The 19,708-nt window shown below is 70.9% G+C and carries 21 protein-coding genes; 8 read left to right on the forward strand and 13 right to left on the reverse strand.

The genetic code is table 11. The features are described from left to right. Window positions 1–119 precede the first annotated feature (119 nt). Together mmsA and mmsB are read left to right on the forward strand one after the other, a co-directional pair. Window positions 120–1,646 carry a multiple monosaccharide ABC transporter ATP-binding protein gene (mmsA, locus tag ACIRQ7_RS08665; RefSeq protein WP_404261360.1) on the forward strand — a complete coding sequence of 509 codons (1,527 nt, stop codon included), beginning with the start codon at window positions 120–122 and terminating at the stop codon, window positions 1,644–1,646. A gap of 3 nt (window positions 1,647–1,649) precedes the next feature. Beyond that, the gene (gene mmsB / locus ACIRQ7_RS08670) at window positions 1,650–2,894 is read left to right on the forward strand and encodes a multiple monosaccharide ABC transporter permease (RefSeq protein ID WP_404260990.1); all 1,245 of its coding nucleotides are present in this window, start codon (window positions 1,650–1,652) and stop codon (window positions 2,892–2,894) included. 115 nt (window positions 2,895–3,009) lie between these two features. On the opposite strand, the gene ACIRQ7_RS08675 is transcribed toward mmsB, so the two are convergent. Further along, window positions 3,010–3,999 carry a LacI family DNA-binding transcriptional regulator gene (locus tag ACIRQ7_RS08675; protein ID WP_401469243.1) on the reverse strand — a complete coding sequence of 330 codons (990 nt, stop codon included), beginning with the start codon at window positions 3,997–3,999 and terminating at the stop codon, window positions 3,010–3,012. A gap of 289 nt (window positions 4,000–4,288) precedes the next feature. On the opposite strand from ACIRQ7_RS08675, the gene ACIRQ7_RS08680 reads away from it, so the two are divergent. The 6 genes from ACIRQ7_RS08680 to ACIRQ7_RS08705 all read left to right on the forward strand — a co-directional run bounded on the left by ACIRQ7_RS08680 (window position 4,289) and on the right by ACIRQ7_RS08705 (window position 12,594). Beyond that, complete coding sequence (locus ACIRQ7_RS08680; protein WP_404260992.1) at window positions 4,289–6,379, forward strand: SpoIIE family protein phosphatase; 2,091 nt, start codon at window positions 4,289–4,291, stop codon at window positions 6,377–6,379. 155 nt (window positions 6,380–6,534) lie between these two features. After that, complete coding sequence (locus tag ACIRQ7_RS08685; RefSeq protein ID WP_404260993.1) at window positions 6,535–8,232, forward strand: ribulokinase; 1,698 nt, start codon at window positions 6,535–6,537, stop codon at window positions 8,230–8,232. Between the two features lie 4 nt (window positions 8,233–8,236). Further along, window positions 8,237–8,944, forward strand: coding sequence for an L-ribulose-5-phosphate 4-epimerase (locus ACIRQ7_RS08690; protein WP_404260994.1), 708 nt, complete (start codon window positions 8,237–8,239; stop codon window positions 8,942–8,944). Continuing rightward, the gene (araA, locus tag ACIRQ7_RS08695) at window positions 8,941–10,446 is read left to right on the forward strand and encodes an L-arabinose isomerase (RefSeq protein WP_404260995.1); all 1,506 of its coding nucleotides are present in this window, start codon (window positions 8,941–8,943) and stop codon (window positions 10,444–10,446) included. Before ACIRQ7_RS08690 ends, araA begins: the two co-directional genes overlap by 4 nt. A 519-nt stretch (window positions 10,447–10,965) precedes the next feature. Further along, entirely contained in the window at window positions 10,966–11,613 is a 648-nt protein-coding gene (locus ACIRQ7_RS08700) for a hypothetical protein (protein WP_404260997.1), read from the forward strand. Between the two features lie 3 nt (window positions 11,614–11,616). Next, window positions 11,617–12,594 (forward strand): SRPBCC family protein, encoded by a 978-nt coding sequence (locus ACIRQ7_RS08705; protein ID WP_404260998.1) that lies wholly within the window; start codon window positions 11,617–11,619, stop codon window positions 12,592–12,594. A gap of 30 nt (window positions 12,595–12,624) precedes the next feature. Here ACIRQ7_RS08705 and ACIRQ7_RS08710 read toward each other — a convergent pair whose 3' ends face one another. The 12 genes from ACIRQ7_RS08710 to ACIRQ7_RS08765 all read right to left on the reverse strand — a co-directional run bounded on the left by ACIRQ7_RS08710 (window position 12,625) and on the right by ACIRQ7_RS08765 (window position 19,600). Beyond that, a complete protein-coding gene (locus ACIRQ7_RS08710; protein ID WP_404260999.1) occupies window positions 12,625–12,933 on the reverse strand; it encodes a gas vesicle protein K in 309 nt (102 codons plus the stop codon). After that, a complete protein-coding gene (locus ACIRQ7_RS08715) occupies window positions 12,930–13,160 on the reverse strand; it encodes a gas vesicle protein (RefSeq protein ID WP_404261000.1) in 231 nt (76 codons plus the stop codon). The genes ACIRQ7_RS08710 and ACIRQ7_RS08715 overlap by 4 nt, the downstream gene beginning before the upstream one ends. A gap of 3 nt (window positions 13,161–13,163) precedes the next feature. Then, window positions 13,164–13,976 carry a GvpL/GvpF family gas vesicle protein gene (locus ACIRQ7_RS08720; protein ID WP_404261001.1) on the reverse strand — a complete coding sequence of 271 codons (813 nt, stop codon included), beginning with the start codon at window positions 13,974–13,976 and terminating at the stop codon, window positions 13,164–13,166. Then, on the reverse strand, window positions 13,973–14,338 hold the full coding sequence (locus ACIRQ7_RS08725) for a gas vesicle protein (protein WP_401469240.1): 366 nt from the start codon (window positions 14,336–14,338) through the stop codon (window positions 13,973–13,975). The genes ACIRQ7_RS08720 and ACIRQ7_RS08725 overlap by 4 nt, the downstream gene beginning before the upstream one ends. A 7-nt stretch (window positions 14,339–14,345) precedes the next feature. Further along, entirely contained in the window at window positions 14,346–14,630 is a 285-nt protein-coding gene (locus tag ACIRQ7_RS08730) for a gas vesicle protein GvpG (protein WP_404261002.1), read from the reverse strand. A gap of 1 nt (window position 14,631) precedes the next feature. After that, window positions 14,632–15,372: a GvpL/GvpF family gas vesicle protein gene (locus ACIRQ7_RS08735; protein WP_404261004.1), complete on the reverse strand. Its 741-nt coding sequence runs from the start codon at window positions 15,370–15,372 to the stop codon at window positions 14,632–14,634. 3 nt (window positions 15,373–15,375) lie between these two features. Next, window positions 15,376–15,831, reverse strand: coding sequence for a gas vesicle protein GvpJ (gvpJ, locus tag ACIRQ7_RS08740; protein ID WP_404261005.1), 456 nt, complete (start codon window positions 15,829–15,831; stop codon window positions 15,376–15,378). 35 nt (window positions 15,832–15,866) lie between these two features. Beyond that, a complete protein-coding gene (locus tag ACIRQ7_RS08745) occupies window positions 15,867–16,187 on the reverse strand; it encodes a gas vesicle protein (protein WP_401468265.1) in 321 nt (106 codons plus the stop codon). A gap of 169 nt (window positions 16,188–16,356) precedes the next feature. After that, entirely contained in the window at window positions 16,357–17,136 is a 780-nt protein-coding gene (locus ACIRQ7_RS08750; protein ID WP_404261007.1) for a VOC family protein, read from the reverse strand. A 69-nt stretch (window positions 17,137–17,205) separates the two neighbouring features. After that, the gene (locus ACIRQ7_RS08755; RefSeq protein ID WP_401468259.1) at window positions 17,206–17,532 is read right to left on the reverse strand and encodes a plasmid stabilization protein; all 327 of its coding nucleotides are present in this window, start codon (window positions 17,530–17,532) and stop codon (window positions 17,206–17,208) included. Window positions 17,533–17,659: 127 nt separating this feature from the next. Beyond that, complete coding sequence (locus tag ACIRQ7_RS08760; protein WP_404261009.1) at window positions 17,660–18,817, reverse strand: Vms1/Ankzf1 family peptidyl-tRNA hydrolase; 1,158 nt, start codon at window positions 18,815–18,817, stop codon at window positions 17,660–17,662. A 243-nt stretch (window positions 18,818–19,060) separates the two neighbouring features. Then, window positions 19,061–19,600 carry an isochorismatase family cysteine hydrolase gene (locus ACIRQ7_RS08765; protein ID WP_404261010.1) on the reverse strand — a complete coding sequence of 180 codons (540 nt, stop codon included), beginning with the start codon at window positions 19,598–19,600 and terminating at the stop codon, window positions 19,061–19,063. Window positions 19,601–19,708 lie beyond the last annotated feature (108 nt).

Raw genomic sequence — 19,708 nt, forward strand, 5'->3', positions numbered from 1 at the left:
CACGACACGGACCCGGGCCCCGGGTCGCACCACCGGCCGTGCGGGCGGCCCACCCCGGCCTGCCGTCCGCACCGCCCCGAGCCGAACGGAGCAGCATCGTGGCCGCACCCGTCCTCGAAATGCGCTCGATCAGCAAGTCCTTCCCCGGCGTCAAGGCGCTGTCCGACGTCAATCTGACCGTGGCGCCCGGTGAGGTCCACGCCATCTGCGGCGAGAACGGCGCCGGCAAGTCCACCCTGATGAAGGTGCTCAGCGGCGTTCATCCGCACGGCAGTTACGAGGGCGACATCCTCTTCGAGGGCGCACCCTGCGCGTTCAAGGACATCCGGGCCAGCGAGCGGCACGGCATTGTGATCATTCATCAGGAACTCGCCCTGGTCCCCTATCTCTCCCTGGCGGAGAACCTCTTCCTCGGCAACGAACACGCCGCGCGCGGCATCATCAGCTGGCACCGCACGCTCGGCTCCGCGCAGAAGCTGCTGGCCCGCGTCGGGCTGCGGGAGAACCCGCTGACCCGGGTCGCGGACATCGGCGTCGGCAAACAGCAGCTCGTCGAGATCGCCAAGGCCCTCGCCAAGGAGGTCAAGCTGCTGATCCTGGACGAGCCGACGGCCGCGCTCAACGACGAGGACAGCCGTCAGCTGCTCGACCTCATCCTGGAGCTCAAGGCCCAGGGCATCGCCTGCATCCTCATCTCGCACAAGCTCAACGAGATCGCCCGGGTCGCCGACTCGCTCACCATCCTGCGGGACGGCCGGACCATCGAGTCGCTCACGGTCGGCGCCGACGGCATCTCCGAGGACCGGATCATCCGGGGCATGGTCGGCCGCGACCTGGAGCACCGCTACCCCGAACGCACCCCGCAGATCGGCGAGATAGCCCTCGCCATCGAGAACTGGACCGTGCTGCACCCGATCGACCTGCACCGCAAGGTGGTCGACGGGGTTTCGCTGCATGTGCGGCGCGGTGAGATCGTCGGCATCGCGGGGCTGATGGGCGCGGGCCGCACCGAGCTGGCGATGAGCGTCTTCGGCCGCTCCTACGGGCGTTGCACCGGCGGCCGGGTCCGGCTGGACGGCAAGCGTATCCGGACCCGCACGGTCCCCGAGGCGATCGGCCACGGCATCGCGTACGTCACCGAGGACCGCAAACACCTCGGGCTCAACCTTGCCGACGGCGTCAGCCGCAACATCTCGCTGAGCGCGCTCGGCAAGGTCTCCCGGCGCGGCTGGGTCGACGAGCACGCGGAGACCCGGGTCGCCGAACGCTTTCGCACCTCGATGAACATCAAGGCGCCGTCGGTGTTCGCGGCGGCCGGAAAGCTCAGCGGCGGCAATCAGCAGAAGATCGTCCTCAGCAAGTGGATCTTCTCCGAGCCGGAGGTGCTGATCCTCGACGAGCCCACCCGCGGCATCGATGTCGGGGCGAAGGCCGAGATCTACTCCGTGATCGCCGACTTGGCGGCACAGGGCAAGGCCGTGCTGGTCATCTCCTCGGAACTGCCCGAGCTGCTCGGCATGTGCGACCGGATCTACACGATGGCCGCCGGCCGGCTCACCGGCGAGCTGGACCGCGCGGCCGCCACCCAGGAATCCCTTATGCGCCTCATGACCGCGACCGCGGCAGACCAGAACGAGCAGGTGTGACGGATGGCCCCTTCCCCGACCCTCGAAGTCGAGCCGCAGCCGCCGACGAAGAAACAGCCCGCGGCGGCGTCCGGCGCCGTGGGCGCGCTCCTCGTCCAGGCCGTACGCGGCAACGTCCGGCAGTACGGCATGATCGTCGCGCTGGCCCTGATCGTGGTGCTGTTCCAGATCTGGACCGACGGGACGCTGCTCAAGCCGCTCAACGTCACCAACCTGATCCAGCAGAACAGTTACATCCTGATCCTGGCCGTCGGCATGATGATCGTGATCATCGCCGGGCACATCGATCTGTCGGTCGGCTCGCTGGCCGCCTTCGTCGGCGCCGCCTCGGCGGTGATGATGGTCAAGCACGGGATGCCGTGGCCGGTCGCGCTCGTCGCCGCGCTGCTGATCGGCGCGGTCGCCGGCGCGTGGCAGGGCTTCTGGATCGCCTACGTCGGCATCCCGTCCTTCATCGTGACGCTGGCGGGCATGCTGCTGTTCCGCGGCGGCACCCAGATCCTGTTGCAGGGCCGGTCCGTCGCGCCCTTCCCCAAGGGCTTCCAGAAGATCAGCAGCGGGTTCCTGCCGGAGGTGGGCCCGTACACCGACTACCACAATCCGACGCTGCTGCTCGGTCTCGCGGTGCTGGTGCTGGCCGTCGTCCAGGAGATCCGGGGCCGCCGCAAGACCGCCGGATACGGGCTCGAATTGCTGCCGAGGGGCTTCTTCCTCGTCAAACTGGCGGCCATCACCGCCGCGGTGACGGCGTTCACCCTGCTGCTGGCCAGCTACCACGGGTTCCCGATCGTGCTGCTCATCCTCGGGGTGCTGCTCGTCGCCTTCGGCTACCTGATGCGCAACTCCGTGCTCGGCCGCCACACCTACGCGATCGGCGGGAACGAGCCTGCCGCCCGGCTCTCCGGCGTCAAGAGCAAACGGATCGTCTTCCTGGCCTTCGTCAACATGGGTGTGCTGGCCGCGCTCGCCGGTCTGGTCTTCGCGGCCCGGCTCAACGCCGGCACCCCGCAGGCCGGTATCAACTTCGAACTGGAGGCGATCGCGGCGGCGTTCATCGGCGGCGCCTCGGCCTCCGGCGGCGTCGGCACCGTCCTCGGCGCGCTGATCGGCGGGCTGGTGCTCGGCGTGCTGAACAACGGCATGTCGCTGGTCGGTATCGGCACCGACTACCAGCAGGTCATCAAGGGCCTGGTGCTGCTGGCGGCGGTCGGCTTCGACGTCAGCAACAAGCGCAAGATCGGCTCCTGAGCGCCGCGGCGACACACTGCACAGGCCTTCCGTCCGGACCGGCCCGGATCACCGGCCCGGTCGGAACGGGAGGCACCCGCCAGAGGGACCGCGCGGACGGACCACACGACAGACCTTAGGCGCGCCGCACCGGCCCCGTGCTCCGCCGCAGCACCATCGTCGGCGGGACCAAGGCGTGGCTGCGGGCGTGTTCCACCCCGGTCAGCTCCTCGACCAGCAGCTCCAGGGCGCAGCGGCCCAGCTCGCCGAAGTCCTGGCGCACCGTGGTCAGCGGCGGGGCGAAGTAACCCGCCTCGGGGATGTCGTCGAAACCGATCACGCTGATGTCGTCCGGGATGGACCGGCCCGCCTCGTGGAGCGCGCGCAGCAGGCCGAGCGCCATGTGGTCGTTGGCGCAGAACACCGCGGTGACCTCGGGGTTCTCGGCGATGCGCCGCCCGGCCTGGTGTCCTGAGCGGGCGCTCCAGTCCCCGCTCTGCACCGGCGGCACCGGCGCCCCGGCCGCTTCGAGGGCCGCGCGCCAGCCGTCCATGCGGGTCGCGGTCTCCAGCCAGCCGGACGGGCCCGCGATGTGGTGCACGGTGGCATGCCCGAGGTCCAGCAGGTGCCGGGTGGCCTCCTGGGCGCCCGCCTCGTTGTCCATCGCCACCGTCGGCAGCCTGAAGCGGCTGTCCGGGCCGACGGCGACGACGGGCACGGCGGTCGACAGCTGCCCTACGGCGCTCACCACGGGGGTCTGCGGCGCGATCACGACGACGCCCTCGACGCCTTGGTCGCGGAGCCGGTCGACGGCCTCCAGCACCGAGCGGCTGTCGAGCGAGCGCAGGCTCGCCACGCTGACGTAGTAGCCGGCGCTGCGCGCGGCCTGCTCGATGCCCTCCAGCATGGAGGCGGGCCCGTAGAGCGCGGTGCCGAAGCTGACCACGCCGATGGTCTGGGACCGCCGGGTGACCAGGGCGCGGGCCGCGGAATTGGGGCGGTAGTCCAGCTCGCGGATGGCGGCGAGGACCCGGTCCCGGGTGTCGGGGCGGACGTGCGGTGCGCCGTTGAGGACCCTGGACACCGTCTGGTGGGACACTCCGGCGACGCGGGCCACATCCGTCATCGCGGGCTGACGCGGCTCCGGGTCTGTACGTCGTGTTGCCACTCGCGGGCCTCTCGTCGGTCTCGTCGATCCGGTGGATCCGGTCGATCCGGTCGGTCTCGTCGCGCGCTGATCCGAGTCTATTTGTTCACGTTCACAGGTCAGAGCGCGGGTCGGGGCGCTGACCTGGGCCCCGACCCGGCCGAGGACGGACCGGCCGGGACGGGGCAACCGGGGCGAGAGGCGGCCGGGACGGTGACGCGTTTGAATGGAGGCATGCCCGACCGGCCTCGTACGAATCGAGTCACGGATGAGTGACAACCGGTCAGCACGGCGGCTCCCCGCCGCGGGGGTGCCCGCCGAGTTCGTGCTGGACGCGGGACACACCGTTCTGAGCTGCACCCCGTCCGCGCAGGATCTGCTGGGCAGCAGCCCCGAGCGGCTGTGCGGGCATGACTTCACGAGCTACTTCGAGGATCCGGCGCAGTGGGCCCTGCTCGTCCCGAGAGCCCTGGGGGGTGTGCGGCAGGCGGGGCAAGCCGTGCTGCTGGGGGCGGACGGCGGCAAACGGGCCGTGTTCCTCGACGTCGCGACGCTCGTCACGGGCTCCGGGAACGGCGCGCGGCTGCTGGTCCGGCTGACCCCCGCGGACGGCGCCCCCGGGGCCGTCCCCCCGGACGCGGGACCGGGTGTCCTACCGGCCGACTCCGGTGCTTCGTCCCGTACGGATCTGCTGAACGCCACCGCCTCGCGGATCGGCACCACCCTCGACATCGCCGGCAATGCCGAGGAACTGATCGAGGTGCTCGTGCCGGCCTTCGCCGACCTGGGCGCCGTCGACCTCACCGGGGCGGTGCTGGGCGAGGAGCCGGGTGAGTACTCCGGTGAGGTGGCGATGCGCCGGACGGCGGTCGCCGCCGCCGACGGCCGGTGGCCGCGGGAGAGCCATCCGCTCGGCGCCACGCTGTACGTCAAGGACGTGGCGGGAGAGCACCTGCGGCACGATTCGGTGGGCTTCCTGCCCGACCTGGCCGACGTCCGGAAGCTGCCGACGGAGGAAAGCGGGGCGTCCCGTCCGGAGCTGCCGCAGGGTGCCACGTCCCTCCTGGTCATCCCGCTACGGGCGCGGGGGCTGGTGCTGGGCTCCGTCGCCCTGTGGCGCACCGGTGACCGCCGGCCCTTCGACCGGTCCGACGCCGACCTCGCCGAGGAGGTCGGCGCGCGGGCGGCGCTGGGCATCGACAACGCCCGCCGCTACACGAACGAGCGCCGCACCGCCGAGGCCCTGCGGCGCAGCCTGCTCCCCCGGCCGGTGGCGGACTCCGCGGCGGCCGAGACGGCTGGTATCCACGTGCCGGCCGACACCCCGGCGGGCATCGGTGGCAGCTGGTACGACGTCATCGAGCTCTCCTCGACCCGGGTGGGTTTCGTGGTGGGCAGCGTGCCGGGGCAGGGGCTCCGTGCCGCGGCCGCCATGGGCCGGCTGCGGTCCGCCGTCGAGACGCTGGCCGATCTGGACCCGGCGCCGGACGAACTGCTCAGCCATCTCGACGATCTCGTCGTGCGCTTCGGCGGCACCGAACAGCGCGAGAACATCCGCCCCGGCGCCGCGGGCGCGCTGTGCGGCGCCTCCTGCGTCTACGCGATCTACGATCCGGTCACCCACCGCTGCCTCGTGGCCTCCGCCGGGCACCCGGCACCGATCCTGGTACGGCAGGGGGATGCGGGCGCCGAGGAGGTGCGGATCGCGCGCGGGCCGACGCTGGGAACGGGCGGTGAGCCGTTCGAGCCGACGGAGCTGCAGCTGAAGCCGGGAGATGTGCTCGCGTTCCACAGCAGCGCCCTGGCCTGGGACTCCCCGGAGGCGAAGGACCGGCTCGCGACGGTGCGGGAGGCCGCGGAGGCCGCTGCCCGGTCCGGTCAGCCGATGGCCGAGGCCGGCCGGCGGGTCCAGGAGCGGCTGCACGCCACCTCGCCGGAGGACGATGTGGCACTGCTGCTGACCCGCGTCCGGGAGTTGCCGCGCGCGTGCACCGCGGCATGGGAGCTGGACGCCGAGCCGCGGGAGGTGGCGCGGGCACGGGCCGTCATCGGCGCCCAGCTCGTCGAGTGGGGCCTTGATGACCTGGTCTTCGCCACCGAGCTGATCGTCAGCGAGCTGGTCACGAACGCCGTCCGCTACGCCTGCGCACCGATCACCCTGCGGCTGATCAAGGAACAGCGGTTGATCTGCGAGGTCGCCGACCCGAGCCAGACCCAGCCGCATCTGCGCCGGGCCCGGGTCACCGACGAGGGCGGCCGCGGTCTGTTCCTGATCGCCCAGCTCACCCACCGCTGGGGCAGCCGGTACACCACCTCCGGCAAGGCCATCTGGACGGAACAGCTGCTGGATGAGGGGTAGTTGGTGCATCGCGCCCCTTCCTGCCCCGGGCCGGCCAGGCCCCCACGCCCCGTTCCGTGTCCCTTGACACCACTGAATGTTAGCGCTCACAGTAGCGGTCAGCTGCACAGATCCCGGCCGGCCCGCCCGTGCCGTCCCCCCTCCCAAGAACGGATGTGACCGTGCACCCGCGCCCTCAGCACCGCTACGTCATCGGCGTCGACCACGGCACGCTCTCGGGACGTGCCGTGGTGGTCCGGGTGAGCGACGGCGAGATCATCGGCTCCGCCGTCCATCCCTACCCGCACGCCGTGATCGAACGGACCCTGCCGGGCACCGGACAGCCGCTGCCACCGGACTGGGCGCTCCAGCATCCGGCGGACTGGCGGGAGGTGCTGCGCACCGCCGTCCCCGCCGCGCTGGCGGACGCGGGCATCGATCCCGGTGACGTCATCGGCATCGCCACCGACTTCACCGCCTGTACGGTGCTGCCGGTCCGCGCGGACGGCGTCCCGCTGGCCGAGACCGCCGAATGGGCCCACCACCCGCACGCCTGGCCCAAGTTGTGGAAGCACCACGCGGCCCAGCCACAGGCCGACCGGATCAACGCGCTGGCCCATGAGCGCGGCGAGAAGTGGCTGTCCCGGTACGGCGGCAGGATCTCCGCCGAGTGGCAGTTCGCCAAGGCACTCCAGGTCCTGGAGGAGGCACCCGAGGTGTACGCCGCCTGCGCGCGGTGGATCGAGGCCGCGGACTGGATCGTCTGGGAACTGTGCGGCAGCGAGACCCGCAACAGCTGCACGGCCGGGTACAAGGGCATTCACCAGGACGGGAAGTACCCGGACGAGGACTATCTGGCCGCGCTGCACCCCGGCTTCGCCGACTTCGCCCGTACCCGGCTGGAACACCCGCTGTCCCCGCTCGGGTCGCGGGTCGGCTCGCTCAGCGCGCGGGCAGCCGGCTGGACGGGGCTTCCCGAAGGCATCGCGGTCGCCGCCGGGAACGTCGACGCGCATGTCGCGGCGCCCGCGGCGAAGGCCGTCGAAAACGGGCAGCTCCTCGCCATCATGGGCACCTCCACCTGCCATGTCGTCAACGGTGCCGCACTCGCCCCCGAAATCCCGGGGATCTGCGGGGTCGTGGACGGCGGCATCGTGGCCGGCGCGTACGGCTACGAGGCCGGGCAGAGCGCCGTCGGCGACATCTTCGCCTGGTGGACCGGCCAGGGAGTGCCCGCCGGGTATGCCGACGAGGCAGCGGCGAGAGGCGAGGATCTGCACCAACTGCTCACCCGCAAGGCCGCCGGTCTGCCGGTCGGCGGCCACGGGCTCGTCGCGCTCGACTGGATGAACGGCAACCGCTCCGTCCTCGTCGACCACACCCTCTCCGGCGTGATCGCCGGGCTCACCCTGGCCACCCGCCCCGAGGAGATCTACCGCTGCCTGCTGGAGGCGACCGCCTACGGCACCCGCGTCATCGTCGAGGCGTTGGAGGGCGGCGGCGTACCGGTCAGCGAATTCATCGTCAGCGGCGGCCTCAAGAAGAACGCACTGCTGATGCAGATCTACGCCGATGTGCTGCGCCGCCCCGTCTCCCTGGCCGCGTCCGACCAGGGCCCCGCTCTCGGCTCGGCCATCCACGCCGCCGTCGCGGCCGGCGCGTATCCCGATGTCCGCGCCGCCGCCGACGCGATGGGCCGGGTGGAGCGCGCGGCGTTCCGCCCCGACCCGGCGCGCGCCGACGTCCACGACGCGCTCTACGCCGAATACCGCGCGCTGCACGACCACTTCGGCACCGGCGCGGACAAGCTGCTGCACCGCCTGCGCCGGATCCGTAACCACGCCCTGGCCACCGTCACCCCCAGCGAGGACTGAACTCGTGAGCTCTCTTCCCGCCTCCGCCGTCGAGGCCGTCGCCGGCCTGCGCCGCCAGGTCAGCGATCTGCACCAGGAACTCGTCCGCTACCACCTCGTGGTGTGGACCGCCGGAAACGTCTCGGCCCGGGTCCCCGGCCACGATCTCTTCGTCATCAAGCCGAGCGGGGTCGCGTACGAGGACCTGGCACCGGAGAACATGATCGTCTGCGATCTGGACGGGACGGTCGTCGAGGGCGAGCTCTCGCCGTCCTCCGACACCGCCGCGCACGCCTACGTCTACCGGCAGCTGCCCGAGGTCGGCGGCGTGGTGCACACCCACTCCACCTACGCATGCGCCTGGGCGGCCCGCCATGAGCCGGTGCCGTGCGTCCTGACCGCCATGGCCGACGAGTTCGGGGCCGAGATCCCGGTCGGCCCGTTCGCGCTGATCGGCGACGACTCCATCGGCCAGGGCATCGTCGAGACCCTCCGGGGCCACCGCTCACCGGCCGTGCTGATGGCCGGCCACGGGGTCTTCACCATCGGCAAGGACGGTAAGGCCGCCGTGAAGGCCGCGGTGATGTGCGAGGACGTCGCCCGCACCGTGCACATCTCCCGGCAACTCGGCGAGCCACAGCCCCTGTTGCCCACCGACATCGACCGACTGCACGACCGCTACCAGAACGTCTACGGGCAGCAGCAGCCCCCGTCGCAAGGAGTACGCGCATGACCGCACCCGACGCCCGCGAGGTCTGGTTCCTCACCGGCAGCCAGGGCCTCTACGGCGAGGCCACACTGCGGCAGGTCGCGGCGCAGTCGCAGCAGATCGCCCGCGCCCTGGAGGACTCCGCCGACATCGCGGTGCGGGTCGTCTGGAAGCCCGTGCTCACCGACTCCGCGGCGATCCGGCGGGTCTGCCTCGACGCGAGCGCCACCGACTCCTGCGTGGGCGTCATCGCCTGGATGCACACCTTCTCGCCCGCCAAGATGTGGATCTCCGGCCTGGACGCGCTGCGCCGTCCGCTGCTGCATCTGCACACCCAGGCCCATGTGGAACTGCCCTGGTCGTCCCTCGACATGGACTTCATGAACCTCAACCAAGCGGCGCACGGGGACCGCGAGTTCGGATACATCCAGTCCCGGCTCGGGGTGCCCCGCAAGACCGTCGCAGGCCATGTGAGCGATCCGCAGGTCACCGCCCGCATCGGCTCCTGGGCACGGGCCGCGGCCGGCAGCGCGGCGCTGCGCGAGCTGCGGCTGGCGCGGTTCGGCGACAACATGCGCGAGGTCGCGGTCACCGAGGGAGACAAGGTCGAGGCGCAGCTGCGGTTCGGCGTCGCCGTCAACACCTACGGCGTCAACGATCTGGTCGAGGTCGTCGACGCGACAGCCGACGCCGCGGTGACCGACCTCGTCAAGGAGTACGAGGACACCTACCGCATCGCCCCCGAGCTGCGTACCGGCGCCGCCCGGCACGACGCGCTGCGCTATGCGGCGCGCATCGAACTGGGGCTGCGCGCCTTCCTGTCCGAGGGCGGCTTCCACGCCTTCACCACGAACTTCGAGGACCTGGGCGGGCTGCGGCAGCTGCCCGGTCTGGCGGTCCAGCGGCTGATGGCCGACGGCTACGGCTTCGGCGGCGAGGGCGACTGGAAGACGTCCGCCCTGCTGCGCGCGATGAAAGTGATGGCGGCCGGTCTGCCCGGCGGCACCTCCTTCATGGAGGACTACACCTACGATCTGACGCGCGGTCAAGAACTCATTCTGGGCGCCCATATGCTGGAGGTCTGTCCGTCCGTCGCGGCCGCCACCCCGTCCTGCGAGATCCATCCGCTCGGCATGGGCGGCCGCGAGGACCCGGTCCGGCTCGTCTTCGACGCCCGGCCGGGCCCCGCCGTAGTGGCCGGACTGGCCGACATGGGCGACCGGTTCCGGCTCGTCGCCAACGAGATCGACGTGGTGGAGCCGGTCGAGCCCCTCCCCCGGCTCCCCGTCGCGCGCGCCGTCTGGCGGCCACTGCCGAATCTGCGGACCTCCGCCGAGGCCTGGCTGACGGCAGGCGCCCCGCATCACACGGTGCTCTCCAGCGCGATCGGGACGGAAGAGCTCACGGACTTCGCCGAGATGGCCGGCACCGAACTGCTGACCATCGACACGGCCACAACGATGCGCCAGTTCACCAAGGAGATCCGCTGGAACCAGGCCTATCACCGCCTGGCCCAGGGCTTCTGACCGTTCGCGACGAGAGCGCCCCTCCCCGCGCGATCCGTCCGGCCGGCTGTCCGCACCCCCAGGTCACCCGGGGTGCGGACAGCCGGCCGCGACCGCCCCCGTACAGACAGCAGCCGCTCTTCCGGCGCGGGGTGGGCGGCGCGGCAGCCATATCGGGGACGGACGCCATCGCGGCGGCACGCGGGGCGACGCACAGGTGAAGGGCTTCACGGCGCCGCCCTCATCCGCACTCTCAGGCCGGACGACCTTGCCGCGTCCTGCGGCACCTTCATCGACGCGTTCCGCACGGCAGGCGACCGAGCCCGATACGGGCCGTGGAGGCCGATACGGATCCCGGCACGGACCGCCCTCTCCGCCACCGGAGATGCGCTGCCGCGCGGGTGGGGTGAAGGTGGAATGGAGGCCACCGCCCACTCGATACGCACCGTGCGGTCGCGCATCCGGGGAGTCAGCGACGGTGGGACAGAGCTGCGCGCGACTCCGAGCAGCCGGCCCTACGACCATGCCGCGAGGCCGAATATGGACACCAGCACGAAAGTCGCTCTCACCGGCGCCATAGCCGCCGGCTATCTCCTCGGCCGGACGAAGAAGGGGAAGCTCGCGATAGGGCTCGCCTCACTGCTCGTCGGCCAACGTCTCCCTGGGCCACAGGAGTTGGCCACCGAAGGCGCCCGCAAGCTGTCCCAGACCCCTCAGGTCGAGCAGCTCATCGAGCAGGTCCGAGGGGAGCTCATGGAAGCTGCCCGCGCCGCGCTCTCCGCGACGGCGGACCGCGGGCTCAGCTCACTCGCCGGCACCATCCAACAGCGCACCAGTGCCCTGCAGGGCCTCCCCGCGGACGAGGACGAGGAAGAGGGCGAGGAAGAGGGCGAAGGCGCGGAGGACGACGAATCCGAGGAGGAAGAGGAAGAAGAAGAGCCGGACGAGGACGACGAGGCGGCGGAAGAGGACGAGGAGGCGGAGGAAGAGCGGGCCCCTGCCAAGAAACGACCCGCGAAGAAGCGCCCCGCCAAGAAGGCCCCCGCCACATCTGCGAAGAAAACGCCGGCCAAGAAAACACCTGCCAAGAAGACCGCGGCGAAGAAGTCCACGGCAAAGAAGACTGCCGCGAAGAAACCCGCCAAGAAGGCCGCCGCCAAGAAGACGTCCCGCAGCCGGGGGAGGTAGCTCATGTCCGAGAAGGAGGACGACGCAGCAACGGAAAACCTCTCCGGCCTCGACCAGCTCAAACAGCAGCTCGCCGGATACGCCGAAGCGAGGGGTCAGCAGCTCGTGGACAAACTGGGCGGCAAACTGAGCGACGTGACGCAAGGCCTCAACGACGTGGGCGACGGAGGCGGAGACCTGCTCTCCGCCGGCAAGCGCGCCCTCGGCGGCGAGAATCCGGTCAAGGCCTTCCTCAGCGAAAAGGCAGGCAGCCTCAAGGACAAGGCCGTTGACTCCGTCAAGAGCGCCTTCGGCGGCGGTGGCGGGAAAGCCGGTAACACGAAGGTCACCAATATCATCGAAGTTCTCGACATCGGCATGCCGCTGCGCACGGTCTATGACCGGTGGTGCGAGCTGGAAGAGTTCAGCAGTTTCACCAAGGGCGTGACGAGCGTCTCGCAGTCGGACGAGATCGAGAGCGACTGGAAGCTCAAGGTCGCGTTCTCCAACCGCAGTTGGAAGGCGACCGTCCAGGAGCAGGTCCCCGATGAACGCATCGTGTGGACCTCCGAGGGCTCAAAGGGCTCCACCCGCGGCGCCGTCAGCTTCCATGAGCTGACTCCGGACCTCACCCGCATCGTCGTGGTGGTCGAGTACTACCCCTCCGGGTTCTTCGAGAAGACCGGAAACATCTGGCGCGCGCAGGGCCGCCGGCTCCGCCTGGACCTCAAGCACTTCCAGCGGTACGTCACCCTCACCGAGGACGAGGACATCGAGGGCTGGCGCGGCGAGATCCGCGACGGGGAAGTCGTCCGCACCCACGAAGAGGGCCTGGAGGACGACGACCAGGGCGACGAAGGCCGGGACGAGGACGAAGAGGAAGAAGGGGAAGAAGGGGAAGGGCAGGACGAGGAAGACGAGCCGGACGAGGAGGAAGAGGAGGAGGACGGCGAGTACGACGAGGAGGAGGAAGGGGAAGAGGAAGACGAGGAGGAGGAGTAAGGCCTGCCGGCCTGGCCGGCACTCCACCGGTCAGGCGCGGGGCAGCAGCGAACCCAGCGGTCCCAGGTCGAGGTTCAGGTCTTCCAGACTCAGGCCGTGCTGGTCACACAGCTCGGTCATCCGCTCGTCAAGGTGCATGAGGGTATCGCCGATCCGGTCCACCTGCTCCTCACTCAGATCCCCCTGCTCCACCCGTCGGATCGCCTGCCGCTCCATCAGCTGGCGGAGGAGTTCCACGATCGTCAGCACCAACGCGACCAGGTCCTTGCCCATTTGATCGCGGTCGATGTCGAAGCGGCTCTCGGGCCGCCGCTCGGGCCTCGTCTCTCCCCGCGTCACAGCGGGCCTCCGTCCGCCCACGGCGCCGGCATCCGCTCGCTGACCGATGACAGCAGCGCATGCAGCGAAAGGCGTACGAGGGGGACGTCCGCGATGGCGATGACCAGGTCGCCGCTGACGACGACTCCGGTGGCCAGCAGGCGGTCGAGGAGGTCCACCAGCGGGACGCCGATGGGCCCGGAGAGGGGGCCCGGTGTCTCCCAGGGAACGGGCTCGCGCACGGTCACGGCTCACACCTCCCCGGCGAAGGAGTACGGCACCCACGGGCCGGACACCTCGATTTGCGCTCCGGTCCGGATGCGCAGGCCCTCCACCGCGTCCGCCAGTTCACCTTCGCGCTCGGCGGCGACCAGGTACGCGGCGTTGAGGACCTGAAGGCGATGCTTCTCGCCCGTCACCTCCTGGCTGTGCGTGCGGAGGCGACGGGATGCCGCCGCGAGCTGCGTCAGCTCGGCGTCCACGTCCTCGGCCGTCCGCATCGTGCGGTCATGGTGGCGCTCCCGCGCCTGGTGCAGGCCGCGCTTGCGCTCCAGGTAGGCACGGCCCGCCCCGCTGCCGGATCCGCCGCCGACCGGCGACGCGGTGGCAGCGGCGCCGACGCCGGAAAGTTCGGGGGCGGTGGCCGGCAAGTAGACCTTGACGCCCCATTCGGCGTGGCCCTCGACGCGGACCAGTGCCGCGGCGAATCGCTCCGCGTCCTCGGTGAGCGCCTCTCGCGCGCGGTCGTCTCCGCGGTAGAGAGTGGCCAGCGCCAGCGGCACCGTCGGCCCACAGGCGGCTGCCGCGGTCACCACCTCATGGTGCGCCCGCGCACACCGCTCCAGATCCTGACGGTCGGTCAGCCGCTGCTGCCATGCCTCCTCCGTGAACTCGGCGGCGGGCACCTGCTGGACCACGGCCGTGAGAGGACCGAAAGCCAGGCCGCGCACCGGGGCGCCCCCGGCCAGCCCGGGGAGCCCGGAGAGTGCGGAGAGCGCCGCCGGACCGAGCCGCCGGCAGACGGCGAAGACATAGGTGGCCGTCGTGTCGTCCGGGCCGGTCATGCTCCCGCCTCGCCCTCGGTGAGCGAGGAGCTCGACGCGTCGTCGTCGCCGGACTCCAGGGCCTCCAGACGCTCGCGCAAGCGGCGGTTCTCGTCCTGCAGTTCGCTGCGGGCCGCCTTCGAGCTGAGCGCCGGATCCGTCTCCCACCAGTCGATCCCGGCCTTCTTGGCCGTCTCGACGGACGAGACGAACAGCCGCAGCCGGATGGTCAGAAGCTCGATGTCGAGGAGGTCGATCTTGATGTCGCCGGCGATGACGATGCCCTTGTCGAGGACGCGTTCGAGGATGTCGGCGAGGTTGGTGGTACCGGGACCGTTGGCGCGGGCGGCATCGACGCCCTGCCGGAAATCGACGTCGGTCACTTGGCTGTCACTCATTCCCAATCTTCGTCGTCGTCGCGTGCGGGTGCGCCGGCCCCCAGGGCCGTACCGCGCGGGGGTGCAGCAGGTCGAGCAGCCTGTCCTCTTCCCGTTCGAACGCCTCGGTGCCGAGGTGCCCGTTCTCGAATTCCTGGTTCAGGGCGGCGAGCTGGGCACGGATCAGCGCGGGATCGTGCAGCTCGCGGTCGGCCGCCTGGGCGATCTGATCGGCCACCCAGGTCACGCCCCGCACCGGAGCCAGCGGCAGGGTCAGCAACGCGCTGAACAGCCCCATGTCACGCTCCGACGGGTGCGGTTGCGGGCTCCAGGAAGCTGTAGCAGGGCAGCGGGCCGGCCACCCGCAGGACGACGCGGTCGCGATGCCGTTGCGCGAGGCGTTCCGCTTCCGCGGTGAAGGCGGCGGCGCCGCCGCGGTCGACCAGGAACGACATGTTCACCAGGCACCCCGGGACTTCCGGGCCGGGGGACAGCGTCCGCGCCAAGGGCTCCAGATCGCGCACGATTCCCTGCCCCGCTTCGGCCGCCCGGCGCGACAGCGCGGTGGCCACGGCCTCCCCCAGGCGCACATTCGCCTCGTACGTCGGCCGCTTGCGCACCGCCTCGCGCAGCCGGCGGATCGTGGGCTCCTCCTTCACGAGCGCGGCGAGGGAGTCATCGGCAGACATCGCCTTGACGTTGATCTCGACCCGGCCGTCCACCCGCTCCAGCACCGCCAGATGCTGCTCCTCCGCGTCGGCCAACAGGCGGCGGACCGCTGCCTCGTCCGCCGCGGCCATGCCGAACCGCATGGGCAGTACCGGCCCGTCCGCGTCCAGGCCCAGCAGCAGTTCCTGATGCGCCAGGAGATCCCGGCGCCGGGCGCGCAGGTCCGAGGGCGCCGGGCTGACGACGGCCGCTACCCGCCCCTCGACGAGCGCGGCGACCTCCCCCGGCGGGCTGCCGACCCCGCGCAGGCCCGGGGGCACCCGGTGACCTGCCCGGACGATGCCGTAGACATACGTGCCGTGGTCCGCCACCGATCAGTCCTCCTCGGCGCGGCGGCGACGCGAAGCGGCCCCGGACCGGGCGGGTGCGCTCCGGCGTTGCTGCGGCCGCTCCTCCTTCTCCGATTCCTCGTCGGAATCGCCGCCGCCCACCACTTCCCGGACGGTGTCGCCAACGGATTTGACGGCCTTTTTGGCCTTCTTCTTCCCGATGCTCTTGGCAGCCTGGCCGCTGAACAACTCGGGGACGGTGACACTGCCCGAATCCCGCTCCAGGTCCAGCCGGTTGCACGCCTCCGCGAAGCGCAGGTAGGTATCGACGCTGGCGACGACGATGCGTGCGTCGATCTTGATGATCTCGATACCGACCAGCGACACCCGGATGAAGATGTCGATGACCATTCCCCGGTCCAGGATGAGCTCCAGCACGTCGTACAACGTGCCTGCCCTCGGCGGGCACGGTACGACCTCGCCGGAATAGGTGGTGGTCATCGTGCGATTCCTTTCAGCTGGTCACAGCAGCTTGCTCACTCGTCGGCCGCGCCCCTGCGATAGCGACGGGTGCGGAAGTATTCGAGCAGTTCACCGTCTTGGTCGAGCCGCACTTCGTACGTCGCCAGCAGGCTCGTGGTATCCGGAATGCGCGGCAATTCGAGGACCTCGACCTCGACGCACCATCCGTCTTCGGTGCGCCGCACTGCCGAAACGCCCTCCGTGCGGTGGCTGATCAGGCTCTGCAGCATTTCGGCCGCGCCGCGTGCGGCGGCGCCCGGCCCGTTCTGGGACTGTTTGCTCTTTCGGGCTGCCGTCGACGTGGAACGAGACCGTGTCCGGGAGTGCTCTGCCATGTACCCAGTGTCAGCTCCCTGGTGCCACGCGCATCCTGAGCGGGTCCAATCATGTCGGCGCCCCCCGTACGCACGGCTTCCCGCACACAGCGGCGCCGTGCACCGGAGGGCCGGATGGCACGCCGGGGCACGGCGGAGGGGCGGGTATGGGGGCTACCGGCGCACGGAGCTACGGGGAATCGGTGACGGCGAAGAAGGCGCCGTCCGGGTCACGGACCACCGCGTGATTCCCGGGCCGCCCCTCGACCGGTGTCATCGGGAGGACCGTGCCGCCGGCGGCGAGCGCGGCGGCCGTGACCGCCGCCACGTCGTCGACCCGCAGATGCATTCTCCAGCGGGGCCTGACCTGCGGATCGGGTGCTGCCTCGACGGCCCCGCCGTAGAGGGTGGCGACGGTGTGGGTGCGGTCGCTGACCTGGACCCGGTCGTGTGCGTAGTTGACCTCGCACCCGCCGGGCTTGCTCCAGTCGAAGACGCCGCCGTAGAAGATGGCGGCGTCGAACGCGTCCCGCGTCCGCAGCTCCAGGAAGCCCGGTGCCCTGCCCTCGCCGATCGACCAGGGCAGGGCCAGGCCCTCCCAGAAACCGAACACCGCGCCGTCACGGTCCGCGGCGAGCGCGGCGCGCCCCCAGCCGAACTTCAGCGGCCCGACGGCGACGGTTGCCCCGCGCTCCCGGACCCGGTCCGCGGTGTCGTCCGCGTCGTCCACGGCGAAGTACGGGGTCCAGGCGACCGCTGTCCGCAGGCCGGGGGCGAGGGCGCTGATTCCGGCGACCGGCTGCCCGTCCAGCAGGGCGACGGCGAACTCCTCGCCCAGGCTCCCGCGGCGAAAGCTCCAGCCCAGGACCTCGCTGTAGAAGGCCTTGGCGGCCCGCAGGTCATGGGTCAGCAGGTTCACCCAGCACGGGGCCCCGCGTACCGGCTCGACGTGCGCGGCGGAAACAGGCATGACCGGGTCTCTCCTTATGTCCTCATTCGGCCCGGACGGCCACCTGGGCGTGAGCCGACCGCGCGCGGGTCAGCGTCCGACTGCCTTGCGGAGTTCATCCTTGTTCATGTGCGAGCGTCCCTCGACGTTCTTCTTCTTCGCCTCTTCGTACAGCTGGTCCCTGGTGGGCCCGCCGGGGCCGCGGTGCGAGCGCTCTCCGCCACGCTGCGAGGCCGATTTCGGATCACGGGTGGACACCTTGCCGGGGGACTTCGCCTCGCCGGAGCGGGCGCGTTCCTTGTTGACGGTCCGCGCGGCGATCTCCTCGGCGCGGCTCTCCGAGGTGCCGCGTTTTTCTGCGCCTTCCTTGATGTGCTCGTACTGCCGCTCACGCTTGCGGCTGGCTCCTGCCGGCATGGTTCGCTCCTGTTTCCGCGGCTGGACGGATGGGGGGACGCCGCCCCGCACTCCCTCGGGTCGGCATCTACCACTTCACGCCGAAACGGCAGCGCGCGCGACACGAGGGGCGGAGCGGGCCGACCGCTCAGGCCTGGCCAGGCCCGTGCTCATGGCCGGGCTCGGCCCAGCGCAGCAGGGCACCGAGTCCGCCGGACGGTGCCTGTGCCGGGTCGCGGACGACCACCGTCTCGGCGCCGTTCGCCATCGCCGAGCGGACCAGGGCGTCATCCGCACGTGCGGGGGTCGGGTGCACCTCGCCCAGGTACTGCAATTCGGAGCCGCGGACGGCGAGTTGGTCGGCGCCCGGCCCCACCCAGACCTCCCGGGCGACGTCGGAGCCGTCCGGACCGATCAGCAGGGTGTCGATGCGGTGCTCGCGCGCCGCGTCGAGCAGGGACGGCACGCCCGCCACCGCGTACGGCGCGTCGCTGCCGCCCGGTCCGGCACCCGTACGGAAGCGTCCCACCACGTCGTCCACGTGCTCCCGTTCGTGGGCCGCCCGCACCTGGGCGATGTCCCGCTCGAGAAGCTCGCTCTGCGCTCCGTGCGCGCGTCCGCCGTGCTCACTTTCGTAGGTCACGGCGCGGACCGGTTCGGGGAGCTTGTGGAACACGGAGCGGCGCTCGCGCGGGTCGCCGACCAGCAGCACGACATCGGCGTCGCAGGTGTCGAACACCCCGCGCGCCGCTCCGGCGATCTCTTCGGCGTTGTGCTCCCAGGTGTTCTCGACCTTCGCCTGGAAGCGCGACTCGGACCATTCCGAAGTCGCCGTGCGGTGGACCGGCCAGTCATCGCCCGCGACCTCCCCGGCGGCGTCGCTCCCCCGGTCGGTACGCAGCACGAAGGTGGCGCCGGTGCGGTCCACGTAGACGACGAGGCAGACGGGGTCACTGCCGAGGGCCTCGATCAGCGGCGTCAGGCGGGGCAACTGCCCCCACGTGGTGAAGGGTGCGGTGGGCCGCCCGGGAAGCGACTCGTCAAGGACCACCTCGCCCGCGGTGGCGAACACCGCGCGGCCGATGTTCGCTGCGGACTCGCCGGCGCGCGGCGAAGCGGTGAGCGCCTCGTGCACGGCACCGCAGGTGGCCTCGTCCGCCCCGAGTGCGAAAAGGCGGTCGGCGGCGGCCCGCGCCGCCAACTCCTGCTGTTTGGCCGCGTCTTCCGTGTGGTGCGAGGCGTCGGCATAAACCGAAGCCCACGGACCGGGCCGATCGATAACGGGTTGCAGGAGCGAGAGTTGCATGGCGCTGCCTCCTCGTACGGATCCGGAGGATTCACCCGGACATTCGGCCGGCGGTACGGCGGATCGCTTTTGCCCGCGGCACCGCTCTTACGGAGCCCGTTCCCGCTGTCCAGAGCGTTATGCACGCGAGGCCCGTACCGTCCCTGGCCACCCTTGTGAAGAGCGCTTGCGTCCACGGTACGCCGCTGGGACATCGGCCGCGCGACAGCCGATCGGCCGGGACGCACCGGCCCGCGCCGCCCCTCAGAACAACCCGTCGTCCGTGGAACGCACCACGCGGGCCTGCATGTTTCGTTCCATCATCTGCAATGCGGCGGCGGCAAGGTCACGGTGGATGCTCGCGCAGGCATCCTCTGCGACGATCACGTCCAGATGCCTGATGTGGGCGTCGAGCGCCGAATAGAGAATGCACTGCTCGGTCACCTGACCGCACAGGAGAACGGAATCGATACCGTGCCGGCCGAGCAGGTATTCCAAGGGGGTGTCGTAGAAGATCGAGTGCCGGGTCTTCACGACGAAGAGCGAGTCGGGTTCGGGGCGGACCGGCTCGACCAACTCGGCGTGCGGACCGCTCAGGACGATGTCCAGCAGTTCGTCATGATGCGAGCGCCACAGGCCGAAATTGTCATTGACGTAAATCACCACGACATCGGAGGCCCGCGCCCGCTCGATCATCCTGCGGACATTCGGGAGCACGTCCCTGACCGACCGACGGAGGAGTTCCGCATCCGGGTGGTCGTACAGGCTGAGCATATCGACCACGATGAGAGCCTTTGTCGCCATGCCCGGAGTCCACCACAGGGCCCACCCGACGCCATGGATGCCCCGCGGGCCGCGCGGCAACGGCCGGGTGCACGGACGCCGCCGCGCGGCCGCCCTGCGCGCGGATCG

It is taken from the genome of Streptomyces sp. NPDC101393 (assembly GCF_044767385.1).
Lineage (GTDB): Bacteria > Actinomycetota > Actinomycetes > Streptomycetales > Streptomycetaceae > Streptomyces.

Excerpts from the sequence above, each read along its gene's own strand:
- ACIRQ7_RS08680 (WP_404260992.1), top strand. The coding sequence starts at position 4,289 with ATGAGTGACAACCGGTCAGCACGGCGGCTCCCCGCCGCGGGGGTGCCC.
- ACIRQ7_RS08700 (WP_404260997.1), top strand. The coding sequence starts at position 10,966 with ATGGACACCAGCACGAAAGTCGCTCTCACCGGCGCCATAGCCGCCGGC.
- ACIRQ7_RS08750 (WP_404261007.1), bottom strand. The coding sequence starts at position 17,136 with ATGCCTGTTTCCGCCGCGCACGTCGAGCCGGTACGCGGGGCCCCGTGC.
- ACIRQ7_RS08745 (WP_401468265.1), bottom strand. The coding sequence starts at position 16,187 with ATGGCAGAGCACTCCCGGACACGGTCTCGTTCCACGTCGACGGCAGCC.
- mmsA (WP_404261360.1), top strand. The coding sequence starts at position 120 with ATGCGCTCGATCAGCAAGTCCTTCCCCGGCGTCAAGGCGCTGTCCGAC.
- mmsB (WP_404260990.1), top strand. The coding sequence starts at position 1,650 with ATGGCCCCTTCCCCGACCCTCGAAGTCGAGCCGCAGCCGCCGACGAAG.
- ACIRQ7_RS08730 (WP_404261002.1), bottom strand. The coding sequence starts at position 14,630 with ATGGGGCTGTTCAGCGCGTTGCTGACCCTGCCGCTGGCTCCGGTGCGG.
- ACIRQ7_RS08760 (WP_404261009.1), bottom strand. The coding sequence starts at position 18,817 with ATGCAACTCTCGCTCCTGCAACCCGTTATCGATCGGCCCGGTCCGTGG.
- ACIRQ7_RS08705 (WP_404260998.1), top strand. The coding sequence starts at position 11,617 with ATGTCCGAGAAGGAGGACGACGCAGCAACGGAAAACCTCTCCGGCCTC.
- gvpJ (WP_404261005.1), bottom strand. The coding sequence starts at position 15,831 with ATGACCACCACCTATTCCGGCGAGGTCGTACCGTGCCCGCCGAGGGCA.
- ACIRQ7_RS08765 (WP_404261010.1), bottom strand. The coding sequence starts at position 19,600 with ATGGCGACAAAGGCTCTCATCGTGGTCGATATGCTCAGCCTGTACGAC.
- ACIRQ7_RS08675 (WP_401469243.1), bottom strand. The coding sequence starts at position 3,999 with ATGACGGATGTGGCCCGCGTCGCCGGAGTGTCCCACCAGACGGTGTCC.
- ACIRQ7_RS08755 (WP_401468259.1), bottom strand. The coding sequence starts at position 17,532 with ATGCCGGCAGGAGCCAGCCGCAAGCGTGAGCGGCAGTACGAGCACATC.
- araA (WP_404260995.1), top strand. The coding sequence starts at position 8,941 with ATGACCGCACCCGACGCCCGCGAGGTCTGGTTCCTCACCGGCAGCCAG.
- ACIRQ7_RS08720 (WP_404261001.1), bottom strand. The coding sequence starts at position 13,976 with ATGACCGGCCCGGACGACACGACGGCCACCTATGTCTTCGCCGTCTGC.